19 protein-coding genes are annotated in these 19,054 nt (G+C 70.0%); 12 read left to right on the top strand and 7 right to left on the bottom strand.

Annotated elements, in window-relative coordinates; translation table 11 throughout:
* Position 1 precedes the first annotated feature (1 nt).
* The 5 genes from ABIA38_RS24930 to ABIA38_RS24910 all read left to right on the top strand — a co-directional run bounded on the left by ABIA38_RS24930 (position 2) and on the right by ABIA38_RS24910 (position 3,843).
* The gene (locus tag ABIA38_RS24930) at positions 2–670 is read left to right on the top strand and encodes a response regulator (protein ID WP_424641035.1); all 669 of its coding nucleotides are present in this window, start codon (positions 2–4) and stop codon (positions 668–670) included.
* 165 nt (positions 671–835) lie between these two features.
* The gene (locus tag ABIA38_RS24925; RefSeq protein ID WP_424641034.1) at positions 836–2,332 is read left to right on the top strand and encodes an AAA family ATPase; all 1,497 of its coding nucleotides are present in this window, start codon (positions 836–838) and stop codon (positions 2,330–2,332) included.
* Positions 2,329–3,075: an HNH endonuclease gene (locus ABIA38_RS24920; RefSeq protein WP_424641033.1), complete on the top strand. Its 747-nt coding sequence runs from the start codon at positions 2,329–2,331 to the stop codon at positions 3,073–3,075. Before ABIA38_RS24925 ends, ABIA38_RS24920 begins: the two co-directional genes overlap by 4 nt.
* Positions 3,076–3,145: 70 nt before the next feature.
* Positions 3,146–3,460: a DUF6191 domain-containing protein gene (locus tag ABIA38_RS24915; protein WP_424641032.1), complete on the top strand. Its 315-nt coding sequence runs from the start codon at positions 3,146–3,148 to the stop codon at positions 3,458–3,460.
* A 131-nt stretch (positions 3,461–3,591) separates the two neighbouring features.
* Positions 3,592–3,843: a hypothetical protein gene (locus tag ABIA38_RS24910; protein WP_424641031.1), complete on the top strand. Its 252-nt coding sequence runs from the start codon at positions 3,592–3,594 to the stop codon at positions 3,841–3,843.
* 7 nt (positions 3,844–3,850) lie between these two features.
* Here the strand turns inward: ABIA38_RS24910 and ABIA38_RS24905 are convergent, their stop codons facing one another.
* Complete coding sequence (locus tag ABIA38_RS24905) at positions 3,851–5,032, bottom strand: PP2C family protein-serine/threonine phosphatase (protein ID WP_424641030.1); 1,182 nt, start codon at positions 5,030–5,032, stop codon at positions 3,851–3,853.
* 4 nt (positions 5,033–5,036) lie between these two features.
* Here ABIA38_RS24905 and tgmC (ABIA38_RS24900) point away from each other — a divergent pair, with 4 nt between their 5' ends.
* Both tgmC (ABIA38_RS24900) and tgmC (ABIA38_RS24895) read left to right on the top strand, forming a co-directional pair.
* The gene (gene tgmC, locus ABIA38_RS24900; RefSeq protein WP_424641029.1) at positions 5,037–6,548 is read left to right on the top strand and encodes an ATP-grasp peptide maturase system methyltransferase; all 1,512 of its coding nucleotides are present in this window, start codon (positions 5,037–5,039) and stop codon (positions 6,546–6,548) included.
* A gap of 57 nt (positions 6,549–6,605) precedes the next feature.
* The gene (tgmC, locus tag ABIA38_RS24895; RefSeq protein WP_424641028.1) at positions 6,606–7,877 is read left to right on the top strand and encodes an ATP-grasp peptide maturase system methyltransferase; all 1,272 of its coding nucleotides are present in this window, start codon (positions 6,606–6,608) and stop codon (positions 7,875–7,877) included.
* A gap of 414 nt (positions 7,878–8,291) precedes the next feature.
* Here the strand turns inward: tgmC (ABIA38_RS24895) and ABIA38_RS24890 are convergent, their stop codons facing one another.
* The 4 genes from ABIA38_RS24890 to ABIA38_RS24875 all read right to left on the bottom strand — a co-directional run bounded on the left by ABIA38_RS24890 (position 8,292) and on the right by ABIA38_RS24875 (position 10,955).
* Complete coding sequence (locus ABIA38_RS24890; RefSeq protein WP_424641027.1) at positions 8,292–9,071, bottom strand: VOC family protein; 780 nt, start codon at positions 9,069–9,071, stop codon at positions 8,292–8,294.
* 110 nt (positions 9,072–9,181) lie between these two features.
* Complete coding sequence (locus tag ABIA38_RS24885) at positions 9,182–10,138, bottom strand: arginase family protein (RefSeq protein ID WP_424641026.1); 957 nt, start codon at positions 10,136–10,138, stop codon at positions 9,182–9,184.
* Between the two features lie 106 nt (positions 10,139–10,244).
* On the bottom strand, positions 10,245–10,706 hold the full coding sequence (locus ABIA38_RS24880) for a universal stress protein (protein ID WP_424641025.1): 462 nt from the start codon (positions 10,704–10,706) through the stop codon (positions 10,245–10,247).
* 48 nt (positions 10,707–10,754) lie between these two features.
* The gene (locus ABIA38_RS24875; protein WP_424641024.1) at positions 10,755–10,955 is read right to left on the bottom strand and encodes a DUF1918 domain-containing protein; all 201 of its coding nucleotides are present in this window, start codon (positions 10,953–10,955) and stop codon (positions 10,755–10,757) included.
* 187 nt (positions 10,956–11,142) lie between these two features.
* Here ABIA38_RS24875 and ABIA38_RS24870 point away from each other — a divergent pair, with 187 nt between their 5' ends.
* Complete coding sequence (locus tag ABIA38_RS24870) at positions 11,143–11,634, top strand: ATP-binding protein (protein ID WP_424641023.1); 492 nt, start codon at positions 11,143–11,145, stop codon at positions 11,632–11,634.
* Positions 11,609–12,256, top strand: coding sequence for a hypothetical protein (locus ABIA38_RS24865; protein WP_424641022.1), 648 nt, complete (start codon positions 11,609–11,611; stop codon positions 12,254–12,256). The genes ABIA38_RS24870 and ABIA38_RS24865 overlap by 26 nt, the downstream gene beginning before the upstream one ends.
* Before the next feature lie 17 nt (positions 12,257–12,273).
* On the opposite strand, the gene ABIA38_RS24860 is transcribed toward ABIA38_RS24865, so the two are convergent.
* On the bottom strand, positions 12,274–13,227 hold the full coding sequence (locus tag ABIA38_RS24860; RefSeq protein WP_424641021.1) for a M56 family metallopeptidase: 954 nt from the start codon (positions 13,225–13,227) through the stop codon (positions 12,274–12,276).
* Positions 13,224–13,619 carry a BlaI/MecI/CopY family transcriptional regulator gene (locus tag ABIA38_RS24855; RefSeq protein WP_424641020.1) on the bottom strand — a complete coding sequence of 132 codons (396 nt, stop codon included), beginning with the start codon at positions 13,617–13,619 and terminating at the stop codon, positions 13,224–13,226. The genes ABIA38_RS24860 and ABIA38_RS24855 overlap by 4 nt, the downstream gene beginning before the upstream one ends.
* Positions 13,620–14,000: 381 nt before the next feature.
* Here ABIA38_RS24855 and ABIA38_RS24850 point away from each other — a divergent pair, with 381 nt between their 5' ends.
* From ABIA38_RS24850 to ABIA38_RS24840, 3 genes are read left to right on the top strand one after another with little or no spacing between them, the layout of a single operon-like run.
* A complete protein-coding gene (locus ABIA38_RS24850) occupies positions 14,001–15,665 on the top strand; it encodes a hypothetical protein (protein WP_424641019.1) in 1,665 nt (554 codons plus the stop codon).
* Positions 15,666–15,683: 18 nt separating this feature from the next.
* Positions 15,684–17,333, top strand: coding sequence for a hypothetical protein (locus ABIA38_RS24845; RefSeq protein ID WP_424641018.1), 1,650 nt, complete (start codon positions 15,684–15,686; stop codon positions 17,331–17,333).
* 43 nt (positions 17,334–17,376) lie between these two features.
* The gene (locus ABIA38_RS24840) at positions 17,377–19,038 is read left to right on the top strand and encodes a hypothetical protein (protein WP_424641017.1); all 1,662 of its coding nucleotides are present in this window, start codon (positions 17,377–17,379) and stop codon (positions 19,036–19,038) included.
* Positions 19,039–19,054 lie beyond the last annotated feature (16 nt).

The following is a 19,054-nucleotide window of genomic DNA, read 5'->3' as shown; positions in this document are numbered from 1 at the left end:
GATGGCCATCGACGTACTGGTGGTGGACGACCAGCCGTTGTTGCGGATGGCGTTCACCATGGTTCTGGGCGCCCAGGACGACATGACCGTGGCGGGTGAGGCGGATTGCGGCGAGGAGGCCGTCCGGCTGGCCGAACTCACCCGCCCCGACGTGGTGTTGATGGACGTCCGGATGCCCGGGATGGACGGCATCGAGGCGACCCGGCTGATCGCCGAGCGGCATCCCGACACCCGGGTGCTCATCCTGACCACGTTCGACCTGGACGAGTACGCCTTCGCCGGGTTGCGCGCGGGTGCCTCCGGGTTCCTGCTCAAGAACGCGCTGCCGGCCGAACTCCTGGCCGCGATCCGCTCGGTGGCGGCCGGGGACGCGGTGGTCGCGCCGCGGATCACCCGCCGGCTGTTGGAGACCTTCGCGCACCGCCTGCCCGAACACGACCTGGCCCCCGGCGCCGAGGACCCCCGGGTGGCCCAACTCACCGACCGGGAACGCGGCGTGCTGATCGAGATGGCGCGCGGCCTGTCCAACGCCGAGATCGCCGCGCGCCTGCACCTGTCCGACGCGACGATCAAGACCCATGTCAGCCGGGTCCTGGGCAAGTTGGGCGTGCGCGACCGGGTCCAGGCGGTCGTCCTCGCCTACGAGAGCCGTCTGGTCCAGCCGCTGTAGCCGCTGTAGCGGTTGTAGCCCCGGCGGTCGCCGTAGCCGCTGCGGTCGTTGTGGCCGCGCATCGATCCGAAGCGCTGTCGGGGCGTGGTGTCCGCGGGCTACAGTCGCAGGAGGGCCCTTCGTTGTCGGCTCTCACCTCGGATCGGGATCCAGGGCGGGCGAGACATGTACCTCAAGAACGTACGGCTTCGCAACATCGGTTCGTTCGCCGGTGCCCGCACGGTCGACCTGGACCTGACCAGGCCGGACGGCTCGTACGCGGGCTGGACCGTACTCGCGGGCCGCAACGGCTCCGGGAAAACCACCCTGCTGCGCGCCGTCGCGTTGGCGATCAGCGGTCGGGCGGTTGCCCGCAGCCTCGTTCCCGGCTTCGACACGTGGGTGTCCAGGGACGAATCGGTGGCCCGGGCCGAGGTGTGCCTGGACCACGACCCCCGGCAGGACCGGTTCACCCGGGGCCGGCGGCCGGCCCGGCCGATCTGGGCCGGCCTGCGCTGGACCGCGCCGGTGACCCAGGCCCTGCCCGGCAAGTCCGCTGCTCCCAGGACCGGTCAACCCTCGCTGAGCGCCATCGGGTACGGCCGGGAGCAGCCGATCGCCCGACGCGGCCCGTGGGCGGACAACCCGGTGGGCTGGTTCTGCGCCGGATACGGGCCCTATCGCCGACTCGCCGGCGGCTCCGGGGACACCCAGCGGTTGATGTCCGGCTCCGGTGCGGTGGCCCGACTGACCAGCCTCTTCCACGAGGACGCGTCGCTCGCGGAGGGCGTGAGCTGGCTGATCGAACAACACTTACGCGCCTACGAGGACCGCGCCGGCGCCAGCGAACTCAAGGCCGCGGCGCTCGCCATCCTGGGCGACGACCTGCTCCCCGACGACTACCGCATCGACAACGTCGACTCCGAGGGACTGTGGGTCGTACACGGGGAAGAGCGATTCCCGCTGCGCGAGATGAGCGACGGCTACCGCACGGTGGCGGCCCTGGTCGTGGACATCCTCAAACGCCTCCACGACGCCTACGGCGAACTCGTCCTGGACCGGACGGACGGCTACCCGAAGGTCGCCGACTCCGGGGTGGTGATCATCGACGAGGTCGACGCCCATCTGCACGTCTCCTGGCAGCGGCGGATCGGCGGCTGGCTCAAGGCGCACTTCCCGAACATCCAGTTCATCGTCACCACGCACAGTCCGTACATCTGCCAGGCGGCCGACCCGGGCGGCCTGATCCGGCTGCCGGGCCCGAACGAGCCCGGCTCGGTGGAGATCGTCTCGAAGCAGCTCTACGACCGGGTCGTCTTCGGCAGCGGGGACGACGCCGTACTCTCCGATTTATTCGGGCTCGACACGCCGTACTCCGAACTGGCCCAGCGCAAACGGGCGGAACTGGTCGCGCTGGAACTGGACGTGATCCGCGGCCGGGCCGACGAGGCGGAGAAGGCCCGGTATCGCGAACTGCAGCGCACACTGACCAGCTCGCCGGCGACCAGGGTCGACGAGATCGAGATACGGCTCGACGCGCCAGCCGAAGTCACGCCCGAAGTCACGTCCGAAGCCCTGCCCGAAGTCACGTCCGAAGGCAAGCCCGAAGCCCCGCCCGAAGGCAAGCCCGACGACCCACCCGAAGTTGCGTTCGACTTCGACCTGGATGGTCCGGGGCCATGATCCGGATATCCCGGACCCCGCTCCCACCGGCGACGTTGACCTCGATGGCCGACCACACCGACGACGTCGCGCACGCGGCCGTGCCGGGGAAGCGGGCCCGGGAGTTGTGGCGGCACACCACGGTCCGCAAGCAGGTCATCCCGGTACTGCGGACCGCCCTGGCGGACATGGCGCCGGGCCTGGAACGCTGCATGTACTGCGGGGACAACCAGGGCACCGACATCGACCACTTCGAGCCGGTCCGAGTCAACCCGCTGCGCACCTTCGACTGGACCAACCACCTCCTGGCCTGCTCGTTGTGCAACAGCCACCTCAAGCGCGACCTGTTCCCACTCGCCCGAGACGGCACACCGCTGCTGGTCGACCCGAGCAGCGAGGACCCCGCCCGGCACCTGCACCTGTCGCTGGCCGCCGGGGTATACCTGGACCTGACCGACCGGGGCGCGGCCACGATCGAGGTCTTCCACCTCAACCGAAGCATCCTGGTCCGCGGCCGCCTGCGCGCGTACCGGATCACCCGCCCGCTGCTGAGCCGTTGGCGCGATGCGGTCGAGCGGGGCGACACGGCGGACGCGGCCGGCTGGGCGAACGCCATCTGGGAACAGCCGACGGCGGACGTGGTCCACGCGATGTTCCACCAGGCCGCCGCCCCGGGCGCGGAGGACATATTCGCCGACCAGACCGAGACACTGACCCTGCTCCGCGATCCGGTGATCCGGGGGGCGCTGCTGCGGGTGGGGTGAACTCCGGGGCCGTGGGCGGGCCTCCGCAGCGGCGTCGGAACCGGTCGGCGGGTCACGACGTTGACCGGGCATGGTGCGTTTGCTGACCGGCCCGGCGTTGGCTCTGCTGATCGTGGTGCCGCTGTTCGTGCTCGCCGCGCTGCGGACGATCGGCCAGCGGGTCGGGGGTCGGCGGGCAGGCGTGGGGGAGCGGGGCTTGGGGGCGACGGGGGTGGAGGAGCTGCACGCGCTGCTGTACCCGGGCAAGCGCGTGCAGTTGGAGCAGCGGCGGGTCGAATTGGTCCTGCGCGACGACGAACAGGACGGCGCGCCGAAACGGACGGGGATCGACCTGGACGCGGGGACGGCGCGGATCAGGGTCGGCGAGCCGAGATCGAGGCCGTGACGGGGGCGTGACGGGGCGTCGATGGCGGGTGGCGTGGTGGCGTCGGCTACGGCGCGTACCCGGCGGGGCCGACGCGGCTCGGCGAGCGTGAGCCGGAGGCGCTGACCACGGCCCGCTTCGGAACGCACCTGGTGGGCACCGACGATCTGGTCTTCGCCGACCGCGACGGCGTACTCTTCCTGGCCGCCGACGTGGTGGACGAGGTCCTGGCCACGGCCCACACCATCAACGACACGGAGCGCGAACAGGCGCGGCGCATCAGGTCCGGTGACACGCTACGCTGGCAGACCACCTTCGACGCCTGCCTGTCCCGCCGCGCCGAGGACCCGACCTACACCTTCCGGCAGCACCTCCGCCGCACGGGCGGTGCGATCGAGGAGTAGGCCGCGGTCAGCTCGCGGTGCGGTCGGTTGTGCGGGTGAGCGCCAAGACCAAGGCGTCGTCGGCGAGCCGCAGTCCACCCACATGCCGGTTCAGGTCGGCGCCGAGTCGTTCCACCGCCGAGACGACCGGATTGGTCTCGTCCAGGCGGCCCTCGCCGAGCAGTTCCCGGATCCGCTCGACCACCGGATAGTGCCGCCCCGCCGAGTCGCGCGCGTCCGCGAAGCCATCCGTCATCAGCAACAACAGATCACCCTGGTGAAACGGCACCACCCACGGCCGAGTCGGCTCCGGATCCAACTCGCCCAACCCCAAGGGCACACCGGGCTCGGGCGGTTCGAGCACATGTACGGTCCCGTCCGCCCGAATCGCCACCGGCTCCTCATGCCCACGATGCACAAAAGACACGTGCTCGGGCCGTACCTCCACCAACAGCGCGGTGACAAACCGATCCGCCGGCGCGTTCCGCACCACGCTGGTATCGATCCGCCGCGCCACGTCGGCCAATTCCGGCTCGTCGTACGCGGCCTCCCGAAACGCCCCGATCGTAATCGCCGCCGTCCGCACCGCCCCGAGCCCCTTGCCCAGCACATCCCCGATGATCAACCGCACACCAAAAGGCGTATCCAGCGCGATATACAGATCCCCACCCAACTCGGCCTCCGCAACCACCGCGAAATACCGCACGGCCAGCCGAACACCCCCCAACGCATCACTGGGCGGCATCAAAATCGCCCGCTGCGCCGCAACCGCCACCTCGGAAACGGCAACCAACGCCTGCTCCCGCCGAATCCGAGCAGCGGACAAGTACATGGCCAGCGCGGTGGCCATCACATACATCCACGTACTGACATGAAATAAATCGCTGTACTCGGGCCCGAGATACCCATCCACCTTGGCCAGCCAATACCGCAGCGGCAACGAAGCCCCACCGATGATCAAAATCGCCAACGGCGGCGCGGTAGCGGCAGCCAGCGTCGGAGCCAGCAGCAAAAACGGATAGAACACCGTCGAATGCCCGGTCGACAGATCCAACGCGGTAACGGCAACCAGAATCGCCACAGGCAGCCCAACCTGCCGGACCAGCGACCGAGTCGCCACCCCGGCCCCACGCTGCGGCACCCGGCTGCTCATTGTTGAGCCAATAATCGCCAACAACCACGCACCACCACCCCCCGCACCGCCGGCCAATCAGGTGAACTCACCCGAACGGCCGCGCGGGCCGCCGGACGCCACCGAGTGCCGGAAGCTCCACCGCCGGCGTCGGGCAAACAGAGTGCAGCCGCCGCCGGGTGTGATCGAGCCGAAGACCCCGAAGACCCCGAAGCCCTCCGAATGCGCGTTCTATCCTTGGAAGTTGGCGCCCCAAGCTTGCAGTCGCGCCGCGTCGGGGTGCATTCTGCGCAACGAGCGGGCATCACGTACCGTCATTCGACCTAGGCGTGATCGCACGCCTGATGATCTCTGTGCGCCGCACCATCCCGCCTCGGCCCTTTCCGTTTTCGAGGAGGTACGCACGCTGACCGCAACCCCGTCGGCCGGTGCCGCACTGCGGCGCCGTCTCGCCGATGCCCTCCACGACACCGGCGACATCCGCACCCCGGCCTGGCGCGAAGCCGTCGAAGCCGTGCCGCGCGAACTGTTCGTCCCCGAGTGGTTCGAACGCACGGACACCGACACCGGCACGCTGTGGACCCCGCTGACCGGCGAGGACGCCACCCTGGAGGAGGTCTACGCCGACACCACCCTGGTCACCCAACTCGACGGCACCACCCGCCCGGCCGATGCCACCGGCCCGATGTACGGGGCGCCGTCCTCCTCCTCCACCCTGCCGAGCCTGGTCGTCGGCATGCTCGAAGACCTCCGGGTCGAACCCGACGACGACGTCTTGGAGATCGGCACCGGGACCGGCTACTCCACCGCCCTGCTGTGCCGGCGGCTCGGCAGTAGCAAGGTGACCTCCATCGAAGTCGACCCCGACACTGCCCACCGCGCCGCCGCAGCCCTCAAAGAGGCCGGATACCGGCCGCACCTGATCACCGGAGACGGCCTGGACGGCGCACCCGACCGGGCACCGTTTCACCGCATCATCGCCACCCGCGCCGTCCGCACCCTCCCGGCCGCCTGGCTTGCCCAGGCCCGCACCGGCGCGGTCATCCTCGCCATCCTGACCGGCCGGCTCTACGCCTACGGCCAGGCCCGTATCACCGCGCTCGGCTCCGGGGAAGCGGTCGGCGAATTCCTGCCCGGGACCATCTCGTTCATGACCGCCCGCCGTCACGCCGCCGGGCCGATCGACCAGCGCGCGGCTCTCGCCGCCACCGGCGACGGACGCCCCACGTCCCTCGGGCCCGACATCCTCACCGACTGGACCGGCCGGTTCGTCGTCCAAGGTGCCCTGCCTACTGCCACCCACATGACCGCCTCCGTCGGTGACAGCCCCACCCTCGACCACCTGATCGCGGCCGACGGCTCCTACGCCACCCTCCTGCGCCAATACGACGGCACCTGGCGCGTCCGCGAAGGCGGCCCCACCCGCCTGTGGGAGCACGCCGAACGCGCTGTCGCCGCTTGGCGGAACGCGGGATCACCCACCACCGACCGGTTCCGGCTGCGAATCAGCCCGGCCGCGCAGTCCGTCCACCTGCCCGACACCGACCTGTCCTGGAACCTCCCGGCCGAGCCATTCGCCCCCACCGCCGGGTGACCGGCATAGGGTCGACCGAGGCGGACACGGAACGGTGCGGCACGCGCAAGGAGCACCATGATCACGGACACCTCGGTTGCACGTCGCGCACTCGCCGACCGCCTCCGCCAGAGCGGCGACCTGACCGACCCGGCCTGGCGATCGGCGGTGGAGGCCGTGCCCCGCGAAGCGTTTCTGCGACCCGGCGTCTTTCTCCCCACCGACGACGGCCGATGGCGGCCGGTGACCGCAGCCGGGGCTGAGCCGGCGGAGTGGGTCGGGATTGCGTACAGCGACCAGTCGCTGGTCACCCAGCTCGACGGGCACCTGACCGCCGATCAGCAAAGCGCCGAACCGGTGCGGGGGTTCCCGACCTCCTCCTCCACGATCCCGGCAACCGTGGTCGGCATGATCGAGGCACTCGACGTGGAGGACGGCCAGTCGGTGTTGGAGATCGGCACCGGGACCGGGTATTCGGCCGCATTGATGTGCCATCGGCTCGGCGAGGACAACGTCACCACCGTCGAGGTGGACCCCGAGGTCGCGGCCAGGGCCGATGCCGCCCTTGAGGCGGCCGGGTTCTCGACCTGGACGGTCACCGGGGACGGGCTGCTCGGCCACCCGCGTCGGGCGCCGTACGACAAGGTGATCGCGACGTGCGCGGTGCGCCGCATCCCCTACGCCTGGATTCGGCAGACCAGGCCGGGCGGGACGATCCTCGCCACCGTCGGTTCCTGGTCGTACGGCACCGGGCTGGCCAAGGTCACGGTGCAGGACGACGGCACCGCCGAGGGCCGGATCATCGGCCGCTCGTCGTTCATGCCGGCGCGTGGTCAGGCTCGGCTGCCGCCGGCCGGGGACCTGTCGGCCCGGGCTGCCTATGCGGACACCAAGCGGCGCACGGCGATCGCGCCGGAGCTGCTACGGGAGTGGATGCCCGCCTTCCTGGCCCAACTCGCCGCCCCCGGCGCCCAGTTGGTGGAGGCGGTGATCGACGGCGGGAAGGCGACGCACCACTACCTGTTCGACCCCGACCGGGAGTCCTTCGCCGAGCTCACGGACGACGACACCTTCGGTTGGACCGTCCGCCAGGGTGGTCCGGTCGCGCTGTGGGATGAGGTCGAAGGTGCGCTGACGGCCTGGCAGGAGGCGGGCTGTCCGGACATCGACACGGTGCGTCTGCGGGTCACGGCCGAGGCGCACACCTATTGGATCGGCGGTGAACCGATCGTGGGCGCCCCGCGCTCGTGCGGGGTCGACGAGAAGCAGTCTGCCCTGCGGTGGGAACATCGCGTCGCCTCGGCTTCCGGCGGTGGCGATGATCGGGTTGGGCGAACCGGCACCGGGTGAACGGGCGGTGCACCTATTGGTATCTGCTTACGAAAGCGTCGGTAGCCGTGCCTGTCGGATGAAGACGCCCGAACGCGCAACGAAACGCGCAACGAAACGCGCAACGACCGGCCCGGTGATCCGGGCCGGCCGCTGCTGATGTCATCGACCTGCGAGGTGGGCTCCCTGCGCCGGCATTGTCCGGATCAGGTGCTTGGGGTCGCCGTCCGGTCCGTCACGACCTTCCGGCCTCTCAGCCCGACCGCTCGACTCTGGTTCAGCCGAAGCTCCCTTCACCCAAAGCCGCCTATTGATCGAGCTCCCTCGCTCGCCCCGTAGGCCACTTACCACCATACTCCTGGGCAAAAGGTGCGCCAAGGGGGTTGCCGAAATTGGTTGACATTGGTTGACGCGGTTGGCGCCCCGGGTTGTCGACTACGAAGGCGAGGGCGCGCTGCGGATGATCGCGAACGGGGCCCCGAACGGGTCGGCCAGCCAGGCCATGCGGCCCACCTCCGGGACGTCGGTCGCGGGCATCAGGACGGTGCCGTCCCGGGATTGCGCCTTTGCGATCACATCATCCGGGTCGGCCACCTCGAAGTAGGCGATCCAGTGCGGATCTTGGCCGTTCGGGTCGGGGACGATGCCGCCGAAGGAGTTATCCTGCTGGGTCCCCTCGGCCGTGGAGAGGACCGTGTAGGTCATCCCCGGCATCTGGAACTCCTCCGAGCGCCAGCCGAAGAGCGCGCCGTAGAAGCCGAGGGCCACGGTACGGTCCACGCCGTGCAGTTCGACCCAGGCCAGCGACGTCGGCTCGGCCATCAGCTCGGAGCCCGCGAACGCCCCCGGCTGCCAGATGGCGAAGTCGGCGCCGCCCGAGTCGGTGAGCGGGGCCATCCGACCCATCTCCATGACGTCGAACGGCGCCACCCGCACCCTGCCGCCGGCCTGCTCGGTGGCCCGGGCGGTCGCTTCGGCGTCGGGGGTCTTGAAGTACACCGTCCAGGCCGACGACGCGCCCTCCTCGGTGAGCGGGCCGAGGCCGGCGACGGACTTCCCGTCCTGTTCGAACAGTCCGTAGCCCCCGGCGTCCGGCCCGGCGGACTGGAAGCTCCAGCCGAACACGTTGGTGTAGAACTCGGCCGCCGCGGCCGTGTCGGGGCTGCCGAGATCGAGCCAGTTCGGCGAGCCGGTCACGTAGTTGGTGCTGAGCATCTCGCTCCTTCGCCGGGATGTGGTACGGGCCCGCTCAGTCTGACCACGCCCACCGACATCGAGCCCGCAAGCGCGCGGACCCGGTGTCGTACGAGTGAACGGCCATTGGGTCAGATGGCGGACCGGCCCGCGAAGAGCTCCCGCAATACCCGGTCGTCGCGCGCCCCATCGCTCGTCGGCGCGGGGGCGTGTTCGGTGATGCCCAGGCCGGCCACCTCGAACTCCTCGGCCAGGGCCCGCAGTGCCGCGCCGAGGCGGGGCGGATGCAGGCCGTCGGGCTCGGGGACGGACAGGGCGGAGAAGTGCTCCGGGTCCAGGACGTCCAGGTCGACGTGGATGTAGACGTGGGTCGCTCCCGTGCCGGATACGGCGGCCAGTAGCGGGCCGGGGTCGGCGAGTTGCTCGACCGTGATCCGCGGGATGCCCTCGGCCTCGATGAACTGCGCCTCGGCCGGGTCGACGGCCCGCACGCCGGCCAGTACCACACGTTGGGCGGCCGGCCGTTGCTCCGGCGGGGGTACCAGTGCCGCGGGCCCGTCGCCGAGGAGCGTACGCAGCACCATGCCGTGGAAGGCGCCGGACGGGGAGCCGGCCGGGGTGTTGAGGTCCGGGTGGGCGTCGAACCAGACCACCGCGAGGCGTGACCCGTACCGGCCGACCGCCGCCGCGATCGGCGCGAGTTCGACGCCGCAGTCCCCGCCGATGGTGAGCAGCGGGTCCGCGCCCCACTCGGTCAGTGCGCCGTTGGCGAGCTTCAACGTCCGGGCCAGTGTGTCGAGTTGCCGTACGCCGTCCCGGTTCGAGGTCGGCTCGGCGTCGACGGCGACCACCGTGCGGCGGATGGCGGGGAGCAGCGCGCTCAACCGATGTGCACCCGCGACCAGGCGTTCCGGGTGGGCGGTGCCCGACCCCTGCCACTGCGGGACGACCAGCATGTGCTCGAAGCCGGACCCGGAGTCGGACCCGGAGTCGGACCCGGAGTTGGGCTCGGACCCGGGCTCGGACTTGGTCGCGGACCCGGATTCGGATCCGGACCCGAACTCGGATGGTGAATGAGTATGCTTCATTCAGCATACATTTGCAGGATGCGCGCGGGCTGTCCAGCGATTACCGAGCGATTACCGAGCGACGACCGAGCGATTACCGAGCGACTACCGGGCAACTACGGAGCGATCACGGGATCACCGTCACCGGCCAACGGGCCGTGCGGACCAGGCGGATCGCCAGCGAGCCGATCAGCCGATGGCCGAAGCGTTCGGAAGCGCCGACCACGACCGCGTCCGCGCGTACCCGGTCGGCGAGTTTGGCGATCTCGTGTGCCACGTCGCCGCGCGCCTCGACGAAGCGGTGACGTACCCGCAGCTCGGCGGCGCGCCGGGTGATGTAGTCCGCGACCTCGTGCACCGCGTCCTCGTGTGCCTGCTCCATCACCTCGGCGCCCTCGGGTGTCGTGGCCGCGAGCCCCAGCGGCGCCCGTACATACACACTGACCAACTCCGCGTCGCCGCGCCGCGCCTGGCCCAGTGCGTAGTCGGCGGCGCGGAGCGAGGTCCGGGAGCCGTCGACACCGACGAGCACGGCGCGCGGCCCATCCGTACCGAGTTCGAACGCGGGCGGCGGCACGGGGCTGGTCACGGAAGCTCCTCGGGGGTACGCGCGGCCGGATTTCGGGGAGTCGGCCGGCTACTCGGAGCTGGCGGCCCTGCGGTGGTCGACCACGCAGTCCGGGCCGGGCGACATGATCGTCTCGTGGCCGTTCTCCGCGCGGACCCGAAAGGGCGGTGTGCCGTTCGGGCCGAGTACCTCGATGATCTCCACGAAGTGGTCCTCCTGGCCGACGACTCGGCCGTGGATGAGCAGGCGATCGCCCTTGGTGGCATGCATGTCACTGGCTCCTCTGGGGTGGGGTTGTTGCCGTGGTGTATGGCCATCAGATAGTAACAGGGCACTTACGCGCGGTGATGGTCGGTGATTGTGGTGTGGCCCATGAGAAATCGGCGACTGGAGTCCGCGTTGGATCTCTCCTACAGTTCGTAGGACTTACTTCGCCCGGCGAGGGGACGTGTGTGGGATGGCGCAGCGTGCAGTCGGCGGGTCGGCCGATCCGGTGGCCTCGGCGCGCCCGCCCGCGCTCCAGGGCGGAGGCGTGTTCGACGCCGTACCCGCCCAGGTGCCTCGGGCCCGCCGGGCGCTGACCTCGGCGCTGCGTCGGTGGCACGTGGACGAGGACGACGTACATACCGCACAACTGATCGTCTGCGAGTTGCTGAGCAACGCGATCCGGTACGGCAGCGGCCCGACGATGGACCTGGATGTGCGGTTGGACGAGACGTACATCCGCCTGGCGGTACGCAATCGGCACGCCCGGCCCAGACGCCTTCCTCGTTCGAACGGCCCGCCCGAGGACAGCGAGTGTGGGCGCGGGTTGCGGTTGATCGAGGCACTCGCTGCGGAATGGGGGAGTCGGCCGCTGGCCGGCGAGCTGCTCGTGTGGGCGACGATCGCGCGGGCCGATCCGGGGAGACGGGGAGACGGGGATGACCGAGCAGGCACGCGCCGGTGACGAGGGGGCATGCGCCGGTGACGAGGAGGCTCGCGCCGGTGACGCGGCGGCATGCGAGGGTGACGCGGAGGCGTCCGCCGTGGCGAGCTTCGCCGAGCTGAGCCGGCGGACCAATGCGGCGCTGGCGATCCTGGACGCCTCGCCGGCCGCGGGCGAGCCGGACGTGGCGATCGCGGCGGATGTCGGGCGGCAGATCGCACTCGCGCTGGCGGACCTCGCCGAGTTGCTCCGACGTCGTGCGGACGCGAGTCCGATCGGCGCGGAGCATCTGGCCGATCTGGCCTTTCGCGGCGCGGAGATCCAGCGGGACGCGCACCGGGTGCTGGCCGGTGGGCGGCCGGACGAGATCGCCCGGCATACCGACGATCATCGGCACAACGTCGGGCGCAGCCAGGTGGTCGTGGTCGGCGGACGGCTGGATGTGGTGTTGCCGGACGGTACGGGCGCGGTGGTGGACCTGGGCGTGGACGACGCGGACAGTACCTCCCCGGGGTGGACCAGTTGGTCCGGCGATCATCCGGCCTTCGACATCGACCGGGCGCTCGGTCCGTACGACCACCTGGAGACGCAGACCGCGCTGGACACCCTCGGCCGGGTGATGACCCGTCATCTGCGGCGCTGACGACCGGTGTTACCCGGCTACCGGGGCGCGATCCGGTCCGGATGGGTGCAGGAGCCCGCGATGTGACACCGGATCAGGGTGTCGCCGAGGTGCGCGCTGCCGGTGAACGTCGCACCGAGGATGAGGGCCGACATGAGCAATGCGCCGGCCCGCACCGCGACATTGCCGCGCCGGGTACCGGTCGGGCAGCCCTCCAGGAGCAGCCGAACACGCCGACCCGCGTATGCCGGCGACCGGCCGATCAGGTGCTGCGCGGGGCCGAGCGGGCGAACCGGGCCGGCGAGCGCGGCCTTGCAGACCGCGCCGGCCAGGACGACCGGATCGTGCTCGTGCTCGATGGCCCATACGTCGGCGGCCCGTTCCAGTTGGAAGGCCAACTCGTCGGCGGCCCGCGCCGTCCCCGGCAGCCATCCGGCCAGCAGTCGGCCGAGTTCGGCGCCGGCCTGCCACCAGTGGTGGGCGCGGGAGATGTGGCCCTGTTCGTGGGCGAGTCCGGCCGCCAACTCCTCGTCGTCGAGCGCCGCCAATGCGCCCGCGCTGACCACGATCGCCCGATGCCGCCAGCCCACCGCGGCGAGCAGCACCTCCCGATCGCCGACCACGATGCTGCCGCCGGGGCCGGTCAGGGGCAGCGGGTGCAGCGGCGTACGGGCGCCGCGCAGACAGGCCCGGAGGCGTTGGCCGATCGCCGCGAAGGCGAGCAACACCAGCCCGGCCAGGGCGAGTTCGGTATCGCCGACGCCGGTGATGAGCTGGTGCGGCAACTCCCGTACCCACCGGGCGAAGCGTGGGGTGTCGGGGAGGCAGATCACCGCGGTGAGCACGACGCCGACCGCGACCACGGCCCGGGCGGCCAGGGCCAGGCCCCAGACCGCCGCCGCGCCGACCGGCCGCACCCGGTCCAGGGGCAGCAGATGCGGTATGACGATCGCCGCGCCGAGGCACGCGGCCCATCCGCCGAGCGAGCTCATCGGCCGCCGCCGTGCTCGCGCTCGTGCTCGATCCGCCGGGCCAGCGCGCGCAGATCGGCCAACTCCGACGCGTCCAGACCGCCGACGAGCTGGGCGAGGGCCACCCGGCGAGCCGGTGCGGACGCGGCGGCCAGGGCCGAACTCACCGACGACGCCACGTAGTCGGCCTCGGTCACGGTGGGCCGATAGACGTACGCCTGCCCTTCCCGGACCCTGGCCAACAACCCGCGCTCGGCCAGCCGATTGCATACGGTCTGCACCGTCGTATAGGCCCCGCGCGACGCCTCGGCCAGCTCGGACCGGATCCGCTCCACCGTCCCGGCCTCGATCCGCCACAGCACGGCCATGATCTCGGCCTGCAACTCACCCTGTACTCGCGGTGACTCGCCCACTGCGTCCCTCCGTCGTCCGGATCCCCGCACCGGCTCCCGAGCGAGGGACTCGACCGTACCGGGTGGTAGGGGCGGGGTGGCGCACGTGGTTTCGAGCCAATTCGCTTCGTTGCGGCGGGCGGGTCGGGGTGTGGGCCGAGGTGCGGTCGGTGTGCGAACCCGGGGCCTCGGCAGGGGTGTTCGCGGTGGTCGGGCCACCGGCGGAGGGTAACCGGAAGGTGACCAAGTGATTTCTTCAAGATCCGAATGGTGGGAAAATATCCAATTTGTCGAATCGGTTCGATGTAGACCATTGGCATGATTGGGATATTTGTTCTCCTTGACATCCGGTTTGCCCGGCGATGATGCTCGGTAGCCGCCCATCCCCGGGGAGTGATCACGATGTCACGTACCTTGATCGAAGCTTTCTTCACCGTCACAGACGCGGAACGACAGATCGGGTACGCCATCCAGGGCACCCGGGTCGCACGCTGGGACTGGGGCGCGGGGAAGGCCCTCGATGCGGACGCCGCGTTGCTGTCGCGGCGCTGGCCGCAGTTGCCCGAAGCATTTACCGAGGGCTTCGACGCGACGATGACCGTACCCGGCGACGATCCGTGGACGTGGGTGTTCCGGGGCGAGCGATGTCTGCGGCTGAACCCACTGGACGGCACGGTCGCCGAAGTCGGCACCATCTCCGCCCGCTTCCCGGGCCTGCCGGCGGTCTTCACGGCCGGATTGGACGCCGCGCTGCCGAGCCTGAGCGCCGCCAACCGGGCCTACCTGTTCCGGGGCGACCAGTGCGCGCAGTACGACCTACGCGCGTCGAACCTGATCGAGGTCAAGTCGCTCGCCGACACGTGGAGCGGATTGGCCGCGAAGGCACCGGAGTTCGTGGCCGGGATCAACGCGGCGACGTATAACCCGAAGACCGGCTCGTGTTACCTGTTCCGGGGCGAGAAGTACACGCGCGGGGCGCTGTCGACCCGGGTGATCGATCTGAACGCGGGCCCGGTCGACAACGCGTCGTGGCCGGGGCTGGTGCCGGCGTTCGCGCGTGGGCATGTCATCGTCTTCTCGCCTGGCTACGTGCTCAAGGTTGACCTGGAAAGCCATGCCCAGGGTCAGCTCGACTGGCTGGGCGGGCCCGGGTGGATCGAGCCGAGCCCGGACGGGCGATACATGCACGTGGCCCGATGGTCGGGAAGCCCTCGGTGGTCGTGCTACGACATGACGACCTGGAAGGAGGTCGCATCAAGTAATGCGTACTCCTTCATGGACCCCCAGCGGATGGCATTCCGGGCCGACGGGACCCGTGCATATTTCGTTACTCCCCATCACCCGGCAGGGAACGTCCTCCGTGTGGTTGGTCTGAATCCGCCGGCGCTGCTGTCGACCATCCCCCTCGACGGCGGTACACCCCAGTCGGATCCGGCGGAAGAACCCGACGGCGGGGCCGAGTCGGCGTCCGGCGCCGGTATGTCGGTCGCGACGGAGACCGTGCCGCCTCCGGTGGTCGCGGCACCGAACGGCCGTTACGTGTACGCCGGTCTGACGACGGTCCAGGACGGTCGCGCCTTCGTGTACGAGGTGGACCTCGTCGATGAGATCCCCCGGCAGGTGTTCGCCCTCCCGGGTCAGGGCCCGATCGCCGACCTGGCCATCTCGGCGGACGGCAGGATCCTGCACGTCGCATTGGCGAGCGGCGTATGCGCGTTGGATCTGCTCACCGGGGAGATCGTGCTTCAGGGCAAGCTGCCCGCGTGCACGGCCATGGCGCTGACCCCCGACAAGCGGGAACTCTGGTGTGTGCCTGCCGCACGGCACTCCGGAATCCTCGTGGTGGACCCGGCGGATCACCACCTGGTGCGCCGGATTCCGATTGGGGGTCGAGGTGGACTGGGCACCGCCAAATGGCTCCTCTTCAGCCACTTCGGCACCTACGCGTACTCATTCGACTGGGACAGTCAAACCGTGGCCGTCATCGACGCCGGGTGCTACCGCAAAGTCGCCTCTCCATCGGTCTCGGCGAACTTCTACGGCTCCATCGCGTTCACCCAATACTGAGCCAGAGGCGGTCGCACCGTGCCCGAAAACCAAGTTGACGCCTTCTTCACCATCACCAACGCCGGCCCCGGCGTCGAGCAGACCGGATTCGTCGTGCAGGGCGACCAGGTGGCCCGCTACGGCTGGGCAAGCGGTCGCATGCTCGACCTCAACGCCATGCCGCTCGCCGAGCGGTGGCCGCAGCTCCCGACGGCGTTCCGGGCCGGCTTCGACGCGACGCTGACCACGCCGGCGGACGACCCGTGGACGCTGGTCTTTCGCGGGACCCGATGTCTGCGGCTGCACCCGATCGACGGCACCGTGGCCGAGGAGACCACGATCGCCGCGCGTTTCCCGGGGCTGCCGGCGGGCTTCGAGGCTGGGATCGACGCGGCGCTGCCGGCCACGAGCGGCAATCAGGTGTACCTGTTCCGGGGGAACAGCTGTGTCCTGTACGACCAGCGGGCCCCCGGCCCGGTGGAGACCCGAACACTGGCCGCCATGTGGCCGCAGTTGCAGGCCAAGGCACCGGCCTTCGTGAACGGGATCAGCGCGGCGACCTACGACCCGCGCAACGGCGAGTTCCACTTCTTCCGGGGCGGCGACTACACCACGGGCGTCCTGGCCACCCGCACGGTGACCCGGAACGCCGCACCGATCGACGACACTTCGTGGCCGGGCCTGGTGCCGGCGTTCGCGACCGGGTTTCTCTACGTGTCCTTGATGATGAATCCGGGTGCCCGGGATGACACCCGAATCTTCGACCTGGGCACTCGTGCAGCCGTGGGCTCCTTTCCGCACCCGAGACCCATGAGATACAACGCGATCACCGCCTCCCCGGACGGACGGTACGTGTACGCCTGCAAGGTGGATGGGCGCTTTTGTGTGGAGACCGCCACGCGCAAGGTGGTTGCGGAGTTCGCTGAGAACATGCCCTGGGGGATGGGCAGCGGAGTGGCCTTCAGCCCAGAGGGCGACCGCCACTACTTCGTGACCCGGGCGGACCGCAACGCGGATCCCTATCTGGAGGTCTGCCGAGTCGGCGGCTTCGACAGCCTGGCCCGAATCCCCTTGCGGGGCTATGCGGACCCGGAGGCGGCCGTGGCCTTGAAGCGCACGTCGGTGGCGGCCGGTCCCGATGGCCGAAGCGTCTTCGTCGGGATCGATACCCGCGCCGGCGGCAGCGTCGTGCTGGAGATCGATCTGCACCTGAACGAGGTCCGCCAGGCGTTCGGCTATCCCGATCCCGGCCGGATGTATTCGATCACGCTCGCGCCGGACGGGACCATCGTGCATGTGGCGCACGCCAAGGAAACCCTCGCGATAGATGTGCGCAGCGGCGTCGTTCTCCGACGAGGCGTGCTCCCTCTTTGTAGCCGGCTCGAACTCACCCCGGATGGGCGGGAGTTGTACAGCCTGCCCAGGGGCCCGGAGGAGTCGGGTGTGCTCGTCGCCGATCCCGCCAATCACCAGGTCAGGTACCGGATTCCGATCAAGGCGGGCGGCGGCTTGGGTAAACCGGGAGAGATCGCGTTCAGTCACCGAGGTGCATACGCCTACGTGAACGCCACCGGTGTCTACGAGTCCTCCATCGCGATCATCGACGTTGCCCAACACCGACGAATCGCGTCGATCGAGCTCGGCGCCGACGTCGTTGGGGTCCAGGGTCTCGCGTACTCCCCGTACTGACGACGGCCAACCACCAACCGACCCCCCCATGGGAGGGCCCACCTTGCCCGAGCACCAAGTGGACGCGTTCTTCACGATCACCAACGCCGGACCGTCCGCCGAGCAGACCGGGTTCGTGGTCCAAGGGGACCGTGCAGCCCGGTTCGGCTGGGCGAGCGGCCGGATGTTGGACGGGGCGTTGACGCTCGCGCGCCGGTGGCCGGATCTGCCGACTGCCTTCCGGACCGGGTTCGACGCGGCGTTGACGACGCCGGCCGACGACCCGTGGACCATCGTCTTCCGGGGAACGCAGTGTCTGCGGCTGCATCCCCTGGCCGGGACGGTCGCCGAAGTCACCACGATCGCGGCCCGGTTCCCGGGCCTGCCGGCGGGGTTCGCGTCCGGGATCGACGCGGCGTTGCCGGGGACGAGCGCGAATCAGGCGTTCTTCTTCCGGGGGAACTCCTGTGTCCTGTACGACCTGCGCGCCTCCGCCGTGGTCGAGACCAAGACACTCGCCGCGATGTGGTCGGGGTTGCAGGCCAAGGCGCCCGCGTTCGTGAACGGGATCAGCGCGGCGACCTACGATCCGCGCCAGGGCGAGTTCCATTTCTTTCGTGGGTCGCAGTTCACGAAGGGTGTCCTGGCCACTCGCACTGTCACCGCCAACGCGGCGGCCATTGACGACAGTTCGTGGCCGGGCTTGGTTCCGACGTTCTCGCCCGGACATGCGTTCGTCGCGGTGGGGCGCACGGTCGACGTCGTGGACATCGGGGCCGGCAAGGTGACCGCCACGTTGGATCTGGATCTCCACTCCGACGCCCTGCACACCCTGGACATCACCCCGGACGGCCGACACCTCTACGCTTGGACGCATCGGACCCGGATCTGCCTGAATACCTCGACGCATCAGGTCGTCGCGCGTCTGCCCGAGGTCGCCGGCGAGTACGCCGTCAGCGGGTTGGCGTTCGGGCCGGATGGTCTGCTCGCACACGGGCTGGTCGCCTCGGAGAACCACTCGCGGTACTACCTGGATACCTTTCGCTGCGGCACGTTCGAACGCACCCGCCGGATCGAAGTGCGGTACGGCGACCTGCTGTCCGGGCCGGGAGCCGGCGTCGATCCCAAGAGCCTGGATGTGTGGGGCGCTCCGCTGGAGGTGGCACCGAGCGGACGGTATCTCTACTTCGGCACCCGCCTGGACGGATCGGGCGCGGTGGTCGAGATCGACATCGAGGCGGGCCGGGTGCGCCAGGCGTTTCGCATCCCTAGGTCGTGGACGGTGTACGACCTGACGGTGTCCGCGGACGGCAACTACGTGCACGTGGGTCTGGGCGGCGACGGGGTATCCATCGAGGGTGAGGTGGTCACGATCGATGTGCGCAACGGCAACATTCCGTTGCGCGGCAAGCTGCCCGCGACGACCGCTCTCGGGCTGAATGCGAACGGCGGATCGTTGTACTGCGTCCCCGAGGACGGGAAATCCGGGGTGCTGGAGGCGAATCCCGCAGACCACAGTGTGCGCTATCGAATCCCGGTGGGCGGGGAGGGCGGTCTCGGTGCTCCCACCGGCCTCTCCTTCGATTACGCCAGGACGTACGCCTTCGTCGGCGACAACCACTGGTCCACGCTGTCGATCATCGACACCGCCGACCACGTCATGGTTCGGGCGATTCCGTTGTCGTCCGGCGCGTATCCGCGCTGCGTCGCCTTCACCGTCTACTGATCCGCCCCGCCCCGCC

Source organism: Embleya sp. AB8, assembly GCF_049739465.1.
Taxonomy (GTDB): domain Bacteria; phylum Actinomycetota; class Actinomycetes; order Streptomycetales; family Streptomycetaceae; genus Embleya.
This window is presented reverse-complemented; position numbering and strand designations above follow the sequence as displayed.

What these genes read in the sequence shown, in the direction of transcription:
- ABIA38_RS24930 (WP_424641035.1), top strand. Translation starts at nt 2, where the DNA reads ATGGCCATCGACGTACTGGTGGTGGACGACCAGCCGTTGTTGCGGATG.
- ABIA38_RS24925 (WP_424641034.1), top strand. Translation starts at nt 836, where the DNA reads ATGTACCTCAAGAACGTACGGCTTCGCAACATCGGTTCGTTCGCCGGT.
- ABIA38_RS24920 (WP_424641033.1), top strand. Translation starts at nt 2,329, where the DNA reads ATGATCCGGATATCCCGGACCCCGCTCCCACCGGCGACGTTGACCTCG.
- ABIA38_RS24915 (WP_424641032.1), top strand. Translation starts at nt 3,146, where the DNA reads ATGGTGCGTTTGCTGACCGGCCCGGCGTTGGCTCTGCTGATCGTGGTG.
- tgmC (WP_424641028.1), top strand. Translation starts at nt 6,606, where the DNA reads ATGATCACGGACACCTCGGTTGCACGTCGCGCACTCGCCGACCGCCTC.
- ABIA38_RS24890 (WP_424641027.1), bottom strand. Translation starts at nt 9,071, where the DNA reads ATGCTCAGCACCAACTACGTGACCGGCTCGCCGAACTGGCTCGATCTC.
- ABIA38_RS24885 (WP_424641026.1), bottom strand. Translation starts at nt 10,138, where the DNA reads ATGAAGCATACTCATTCACCATCCGAGTTCGGGTCCGGATCCGAATCC.
- ABIA38_RS24875 (WP_424641024.1), bottom strand. Translation starts at nt 10,955, where the DNA reads ATGCATGCCACCAAGGGCGATCGCCTGCTCATCCACGGCCGAGTCGTC.
- ABIA38_RS24870 (WP_424641023.1), top strand. Translation starts at nt 11,143, where the DNA reads ATGGCGCAGCGTGCAGTCGGCGGGTCGGCCGATCCGGTGGCCTCGGCG.
- ABIA38_RS24865 (WP_424641022.1), top strand. Translation starts at nt 11,609, where the DNA reads ATGACCGAGCAGGCACGCGCCGGTGACGAGGGGGCATGCGCCGGTGAC.
- ABIA38_RS24860 (WP_424641021.1), bottom strand. Translation starts at nt 13,227, where the DNA reads ATGAGCTCGCTCGGCGGATGGGCCGCGTGCCTCGGCGCGGCGATCGTC.
- ABIA38_RS24850 (WP_424641019.1), top strand. Translation starts at nt 14,001, where the DNA reads ATGTCACGTACCTTGATCGAAGCTTTCTTCACCGTCACAGACGCGGAA.